This is a genomic window from Thiogranum longum (assembly GCF_004339085.1).
GTDB classification, from domain to species: domain Bacteria; phylum Pseudomonadota; class Gammaproteobacteria; order DSM-19610; family DSM-19610; genus Thiogranum; species Thiogranum longum.
The window spans coordinates 1,425,640-1,434,149 of the sequence record NZ_SMFX01000001.1; the positions used below are offsets into that span (position 1 = coordinate 1,425,640).

Genomic DNA, 8,510 nt, shown 5'->3' on the forward strand with positions numbered 1-8,510 from the left:
GGATAACGCCAACCCGTCCGAGGGCGGGACGATCATCTATACCGTGACGGCAACGAACAACGGTCCGCTGGATGCCACGGGTGTGGTGTTAAGCGACGTGTTGCCCGCCGGGTTGACCTACGTCAGTGATGACAGTGGCGGTGCCTACGACAGCGGCACGGGTGCGTGGAGCGTAGGCAGTTTGCCCAACGGCAACCTGGCCACGCTGAACATCACAGCGACGGTGAATACTGGCACCGCTGGCAGCACGCTGACCAACACGGCGAGTGTAAGCGCGTTGAACGAACCGGATCCGGTCGCGGGCAATGACAGTGCCAGTGTGAGCCTGACAGTAGTGTCAGGCACTAATCTGCCACCGGCACTGGATCCGATCCCGAACCAGGTTGTGACGGAAGGACAGTTGCTGACGTTCAACATCTCGGCGAGTGACCCGGACGCAACGATTCCCTTACTGTCCGCAACTAACCTGCCGGCGACGGCTACTTTCCAGGACAATCTGGACGAAACGGGTACGTTCACCTGGACGCCGGCAGCAGGTGATGCCGCAGGCAGTCCTTATTCGGTAACGTTTACAGCAACCGATGCCGTGGAGCCGCTATTGACGGATACCAGGACCATCAGCATTACCGTGCAGGCAGCATCCGGCGGTAGCGGTGCTTTCCAGCAGGACAGTGGTGCCGGTGGTGTCGTGTCGATGGAGGCGGAGAATAATGCCGCGAACCTGGTGGCACCGGACGGCCACGCGTGGGTGTCGGCGGGTGGGAGTTTCCCGGGTTTTGCGGGCACAGATGCGTTGCAGGCGTTGCCGGAGGACGGAGTTCGCAACGGAACGGGTTATTCGACGCTGAGTCCGCAGCTGGATTTTCAGGTGAATTTCGTGGCGACTGGTACGCACTACCTGTGGGTCAGGGGGCTGGCGCCATCGACAGGGTCGGACTCGTTTCACGCAGGGCTGGATGGTCTGGAGACCGGCTCGGCGAAGAACCTGCGCGGTTCGGGGCTGGGGAGTTACATCTGGGTCAACACCAAGGCAAACGGAGCACGGACGACGCTGGATATTGCGACAGTGGGCGAGCACACGGTCAACGTGTGGATGGCTGAATCAGGTTTTGTAGTGGACAAGATAGTGTTGACGACGGATGCAGCCTTTGACCCATCGACGATCAATGGAGGTCTGGGTCCCGATGAGAGCGGGCAGAGCGGTCAGGTTACGGTGGATACGCCGGTCATCAATCCGAATGGCGGGTCGTTCTCGGGTTCCATGCTGATCACGCTATCGACGAGTACGTCGGGTGCAACAATATATTACACGCTGGATGGTAGTGATCCGACTACGAGTTCATCAGAATACCTGGGCCCGTTTTCGCTGTCGACCAGTGCGACGTTGAAGGTACGTGCTTTCCTCAGCGGATCCAACCCCAGTGCCGTGGCAAGTGCTGTATTTATGAATGAACCGATGCCGACCGGTCTGAGGCGCTACTGGCCACTGGATGAGACCGGCAGTACGAGCTTTGCAGATATCACGGGGGGTGCGGCAGCAAGCTGCACGGCATGCCCCGCGCCGGCGACGGGCCAGGTTGCCGGTGCACAACAATTTGACGGGATAGCCAACGAGATCAACGTTGCCGATGATGGATCGTTCGACTGGGCCACTACGGATCGCTTTTCAGTAGAGGCATGGGTCAACAAGAGCCTGGCTTGTGTGGGTACAGAGGTGATTGTTGGACGGCATGATGCGTCTAGCCAATTGCACTGGTGGCTGGGCTGTGACAATGGTATGGCGGCTTTCAGACTGGTCGATAGCGGCGGTGCCGGTGTTGGTGTGAATCTTGTCGGGACCACGGATATCACTGACGGGCAGTGGCATCACCTGGCTGCGGTGCGTGATGCGATCAGCGGCGAGATACGCCTGTATGTCGACAGTACCGAAGAAGCATCGGCAGTGGTGAACTATCCTGCCGGATTTGCCGGAACGACGGATCTGAACATCGGCTGGTTGAATGATCCGGCGTTTGACTACCATTTCGCAGGCACCATCGACGAGGTTGCGCTTTATGACCGGGTATTGCCACCCGCGCAGATCAGTCGCCATTACCAGGATGGCACGATCGGCCTGCGGCGCGGTTACTGGGGCTGCGGATCACCGATTACGATCATGCCACTTGGTGATTCAATTACCCGGCGCCAGGGCTATCGGCCGCAGCTCTACTTCGACCTGCTGGGCGCGGGATATGACATTGACTTCGTCGGGAGCAAGGTGGATACCTCGGGAACCCATGACCGCGACCATGAAGGACACTCCGGGTTCACGACGTCGGATATTGCCGCGTCGCTGAGCGGCTGGCTGGCGCTGAATCCACCCGAAGTCATTCTGCTGCACATCGGTACCAATGAAGATCCGTCGTTTCCTTATCCTTCACCGACGGGCGTCGAGGATCTGCTGAACATTGTAGATACCTTCGATAGCAATACATCGGTGGTGCTGTCACGCATCATAAACAAGGTTCCGAACCAGCCCCTGGTCACACAGTTCAATGACAATGTGGTGGCGATGGCACAGACGCGGATCAGCGGCGGTGACAGAATTGTTGTTGTCGATCATGAGAATGCGTTGAATTATGTCGACGATATGGATCCCGACGGGATCCATCCGAACGCGGCAGGTTTTACAAAAATGGTACCGGTGTGGTCAGGCGGGCTGGCGTCATTCCTGCCGGCCTGTATTGCGGTAACGCCACAGGTAACATCGTCACCGGTCACGACGGCAACAGTCGGTGTTCCCTATACCTACACCGTGGCGGTACAGGGCTTTCCTGCGCCGACGTTCTCGCTGTTGACAGCACCTGCCGGTATGACGGTCCATCCGGATACGGGCGTGATCAGCTGGGCACCTGGAGCGGTGGGAGCGGAGAATGTCTCGGTACAAGTTCAGAATCTGCAGGGTACGATTACCCACGACTTTACTGTCAACGTTAATTAACGGCCTGAACTTGTGAGCCGTACTTGCGGGACTCCAGATATTAGCCTGCCGTATCGTCGGTTGCGGCTTGTCATGACAGTGTTTTTCCCCTTTATTTTGCTTGTTGTGCTCACTCCGGGCGCTGCCTTTGCTGTTTTTCAGCAGGACAGTGGGGCCGGAGGTGTGGTGTCAATGGAGGCGGAGAGTTACCAGGCGAACGTGTCGGCATCGGATGGTCACGCGTGGTTATCGGCGGGCGGGAGTTTTCCAGGTTTTTCGGGGATGGATGCGTTGCAGGCGCTGCCGGAGGACGGGGTCAGTAACGGAACGGGTTATTCGACGCTGAGTCCAGAGCTGGATTTTCAGGTGAATTTTGTGGCGACCGGCACCCACTATCTGTGGATACGGGGGCTGGCGCCCTCGACGGGATCGGACTCGTTACATGCCGGGCTGGATGGCCAGGAGATTGGCTCGGGGAAGAACCTTCGGGGTTCGGGGCTAGGAAGTTACATCTGGATCAGCACGAAGGCGAACGGGGCGCGGACGACGCTGGACATTGCGACAGTGGGCGAGCACACGGTCAACGTGTGGATGCACGAGTCGGGTTTTGTGCTGGACAAGGTGGTGTTGTCGACGGATGCGGCCTTTGACCCGTCGACGATTAACGGGGGTTTGGGACCCGATGAAAGCGCACAGAGTAGCCCAAGCGATGTAGATCTTGCGGTATCGATGGGAGTGGATAACGCCAACCCGGCCGAAGGCGGGACTGTTGTTTTCACGGTGACCGTGGTCAACAACGGGCCTAATAATGCGACGGGTGTGGTGTTAGTTGACCTGTTGCCGGTCGGGCTGACCTATGTCAGTGATGACAGTGGCGGTACGTATGACAGCAGCACGGGCCTGTGGAGCGTAGGCAGTTTACCCAATAGCAACCTGGCAATACTGAATATCACTGCGACGGTGGATACAGGCGCTTCTGGCAGCGCATTGACCAACACAGCGAGTGTGAGCGCGTTGAACGAACCGGACCCGGTCGTGGGCAATGACAGTGCCAGTGCCGTGTTATTCGGTTTTGAATGGCCGACTGCTGGCTGGGTAGCAGCCACTCCGCTTGCCCTGAGCATGGACCAGGTAAAACTTGAACAGGCACGTGACTATGCATTGACAGGCGGCGGGGCCGGTTATATTACCCGGGCCGGGAAACTTGTGATGTCCTGGGGTGATGACACGCTGCTCTTCGATATCAAGTCATCGACCAAGTCTTTCGGCGCCACGGCCCTGGGTCTGGCTTTACAGGACAATCTGCTGAATGTGGGCGATATTGCTCAACTGTACCTGGCTGATATCGGGAATCCTCCGACGACTAATGTGGCAACCGGCTGGCTCGATGAAATCACAATACGCCATTTGCTGACCAACACGGCCGGGTTTGATAAACCCGGTGGATACGTCGATCTGCTTTTCCAGCCGGGTACGACCTGGTCTTACTCGGACGCCGGTGCCAACTGGCTTGCCGACCTGTTAACCGTATTGTACGGGCAGGATCTTCAAACGTTGATGTTTAACCGTGTCTTTTCACTGCTGGGGATCACGGCCTCCGATCTGACATGGCGTAATAATAATTTTCGCCCGACGACTATCAACGGAATCACGAGCCGGGAGTTTGCCTCGGGTATAAGCATAGATGTGGATGCCATGGCGCGTATGGGTTATCTGTATCTTCGCCGTGGCATGTGGGACGGTCAGCGCATACTTCCCGAAAGCTTTATTGACCAGGCAAGGCAACCCGTCCCGGAAATTACAGGATTGCCGGTTAATGATTCTTCAAATCACTTTAATGCCTCCGATCACTATGGAATGTTCTGGTGGAATAACGGCGATAGCACCATAGCCGGTGTTCCCGAAGATACCTACTGGTCATGGGGGCTCGGCGACAGTTTGATTGTGGTCATTCCGAGTCTTGATATCGTCGCTGCCCGTGCAGGATCAGGCTGGCGTCCGGGCTGGAACAGTGATTATACGATTGTCGAACCGTTTTTACGTTCCATTGTCGAGTCTGTAAATAATATTGCAGATATCGCTGTCTCCAAGTCCGTTGATAACGCGATGAAATCGGAAGGGGACACGGTTACCTTTACGGTAACCGTGACAAATAATGGGCCGGAAGCTGCGACAGGTGTTGTGCTGAGCGACCAACTGCCGGCTGGCACGACGTATGTCAGTGATGACAGTGGCGGGGCATACGACAGCGGCACAGGGCTGTGGACCGTGGGGAGTCTGCTCAACGGCAACCTGGCCACGCTGAATATCACGGCAACGGTGAACACAGGCACCGATGGCAGTACGCTGACCAGTACGGCGAGTGTAAGTACCCTGAACGAGCCGGATCCGATTGCTGGCAATGATACGGCCAGTGTGAGCGTAACAGTGGCCAACCCGGGTGGTGGCGTTGCCTTCCAGCAGGATAGCGGGGCTGCAGAGGTGGTCTCCATGGAGGCGGAGAGTGCGCAGGTGAATGTGGTTGCGCCTGATGGACATGCATGGTTATCGGCGGGCGGGAGTTTCCCGGGTTTTACCGGCACAGACGCATTACGGGCGTTACCGGAGGACGGGGTAAGTAACCTGGATCCCGGATATTCCACGTTGAGTCCAGAGCTGGGTTACAAGGTGAATTTCGTGACAGCAGGGATTCACTATGTATGGGTACGTGCGTGGGGGCCTGCTACGAGTTCAAACTCGTTCCATGCGGGCTTCGACGGCCAGGAGCTGGGTACAAGCGCTGACATGCGGTTGCCGGATAATCAGACGAGCGGTTATCTGTGGGTGAGTACAGCATCCGGCGGGGCTCGGTCGACGGTTAACGTCAGCACGCCGGGTGAGCACACTGTAAACATCTGGATGCGTGAATCGGGCACGGTAATTGACAAGATAGTATTGACGACGGATCCGCTCTATGACCCATCGACAATAAATGCTGGACTGGGACCGACCGAGAGTCCCGTTATAGAAGCAGTGGTGCAGTCGCCGGCAATCAGCCCGAACGGCGGTGTGTTCTCAATCCCCACGAGTGTGAGCTTGTCCACGGGTACCTCGGGGGCAACAATATATTACACGCTCGATGGAAGCGAGCCCACCACAAGCTCAATGCTGTACTCTGCGCCGTTTGATGTGGCGGTCGACACGACCGTCAAGGCACGCGCCTTCCTGACCGGGTACACCGACAGCGCGGTGTCTTCAGCGGTATTCCTGATTCAGGCGCAGCTTCAACCGACAGGCTTGATCCACTACTGGAAGCTGGATGAAACCAGCGGAACCAGTTATGCCAACGTCGCGGATGTTGATGACCCTGCCATATGTACTTCCTGCCCGACGCCGGTTGCTGGACGCATCAGTGGGGCACAGGATTTTAATGGTACAACACACGAGATCAATGCCGCAGATGACAATCAGTTTGACTGGCCCGCTAACGGACGTTTCAGCATCGAGGCCTGGATCAGACGCACCACGGCCTGCCGGGTAACCGGAGAAACAGTCGTTGGGCGCCGTGATTCGTCGAGTATGCTGGAATGGTCGCTGGGTTGTGAAGGGAGCAATGCCAGCTTTACGCTGATCGACACGACCGGGGCAGGTGGGGGGTCGAATCTTGTCGGAACGACAAACATTGCGGATGGCGAATGGCACCATCTGGTTGCAGTGCGGGATGCGGTAAGCGGGAAGAACTATCTATACGTGGACGGTGTCGAGGAAGCCTCGATATCGCTCAACTATCCTGGAGATTTCGTAGGTGTGTCAGGCCTCAACATCGGGTGGCTTGACCTGACTGCATCGGATTATCACTTTACCGGCACCATCGACGAGGTTGCACTGTACAGTCGTGTCCTGCCGGCCAGCGAGATAAGCCGTCACTACGCGGATGGTGCAGTTGGGCTGCAGCGTGGTTACTGGGGATGCCAGGCGCCGGTACAAATCATGCCGCTTGGGGACTCGATCACCCGGCGCCAGGGGTATAGGCCGGAACTGTATTTCGATCTGGTGGCAGCTGGAATAGATGTGGATATGGTCGGCGGTGTGACGGACAGTTGTGCGCCCGATTGCAGCCACGATCCGGACAATGAAGGGCATAGCGGGTTCACACCGACAGATGTTGCCAGCAACATGGCGATGTGGCTGGGACTGAATCCACCGGATGCCGTAATGCTCCACATTGGTACAAACGTCGATCCAGGCTTTCCCTACCCTGATACTACGCAAGTAGGGGAAATTCTGGATGCCATAAAAGGATTCAACCCGAACATACCTGTGGTGTTGGCGCGAATCATCAACAAGGCCCGCGGCAGCTTCGATCCACAGCTCAGTGTGTTTAATCAGAATCTGGATGCCATGGCACAGGCACGTATTGCCGCTGGTGACAGGATCCTGGTGGTGGACCAGGAACCGGTACTCGACTACAGCGCCTCGACTACCGACTTTGCTGCAGGGGACGATTTGCATCCCACAGCCAGTGGTTTTTCCAGGATGGTGCCTGTGTGGTCTGATGCACTGGAATCCTTCCTGCCCGCCTGTATCCAGACTGTACCACAAGCGACATCACAGGCTATTACGACGACCGAAGTCGGTAGCTCGTACCTTTATCTTCTGGAAACACGCGGTTACCCGGCGCCAGCTTTCTCGCTCCTGACTGCACCGGCCGGTATGACGATTCATCCGGATACGGGACAGATCACCTGGGTTCCCGGGGTAACGGGCACATTTAGTGTATCGGTACAGTTACAAAACCCGGCCGGTACCACAACCCATGACTTTGCCATTACAGTCAATGGAGTTCCGGTCGTCGAGGCGGATCTGGCGGTGTCGATGAGTGTTGACACGCCTGCCCCGGATGAAGGTGATACGGTTATCTATACGCTGACAGTGAACAACGGTGGGCCGGGTGATGCGACAGGCGTCAGTATCGGGAATGCGTTGCCGGCGGGCCTGAGTTATGTGAGCGATGACGGTGCCGGCGCGTATAGTGGTGGTGTCTGGTCGGTAGGCGGTCTGTTGAATACGGCCAGTGCGACGTTGAATATCACCGCGACGGTGGATGCGGGGACGGGCGGCAGTACGATCAGTAACACGGCGAGCATTACAGCCTCGGATCAGGCCGACACGAATACCACCAATAACAGTGCGACGGCAGATATCACGGTTGCGATACCGGTCGTCGAAGCGGATCTGGCGGTGTCGATGAGTGTTGACACGCCTGCCCCGGCCGAAGGTGACACGGTTATCTATACGCTGACAGTGAACAACGGTGGGCCGGGTGATGCGACGGGCGTCAGTATCGGGAATGCGTTGCCGGCGGGCCTGAGTTATGTGAGCGATGACGGTGCCGGCGCATATAGTGGTGGTGTCTGGTCGGTAGGCGGTCTGTTGAATACGGCCAGTGCGACGTTGAATATCACCGCGACGGTGGATGCGGGGACGGGCGGCAGTACGATCAGTAACACGGCGAGCATTACAGCCTCGGATCAGGCCGACACGAATACCACCAATAACAGTGCGATAGCAG

Annotated in this window: 2 protein-coding genes; both read left to right on the forward strand. The window is 57.3% G+C overall.

The window, feature by feature from the left end:
- The coding region (locus DFR30_RS14295; RefSeq protein WP_165869127.1) for a LamG-like jellyroll fold domain-containing protein at positions 1 to 2,980 on the forward strand (2,980 nt) is incomplete at its 5' end.
- Between the two features lie 72 nt (positions 2,981 to 3,052).
- Positions 3,053 to 8,510, forward strand: a 5,458-nt coding sequence (locus tag DFR30_RS07165; protein ID WP_132972004.1) for a LamG-like jellyroll fold domain-containing protein, incomplete at its 3' end; no start/stop codon positions are given.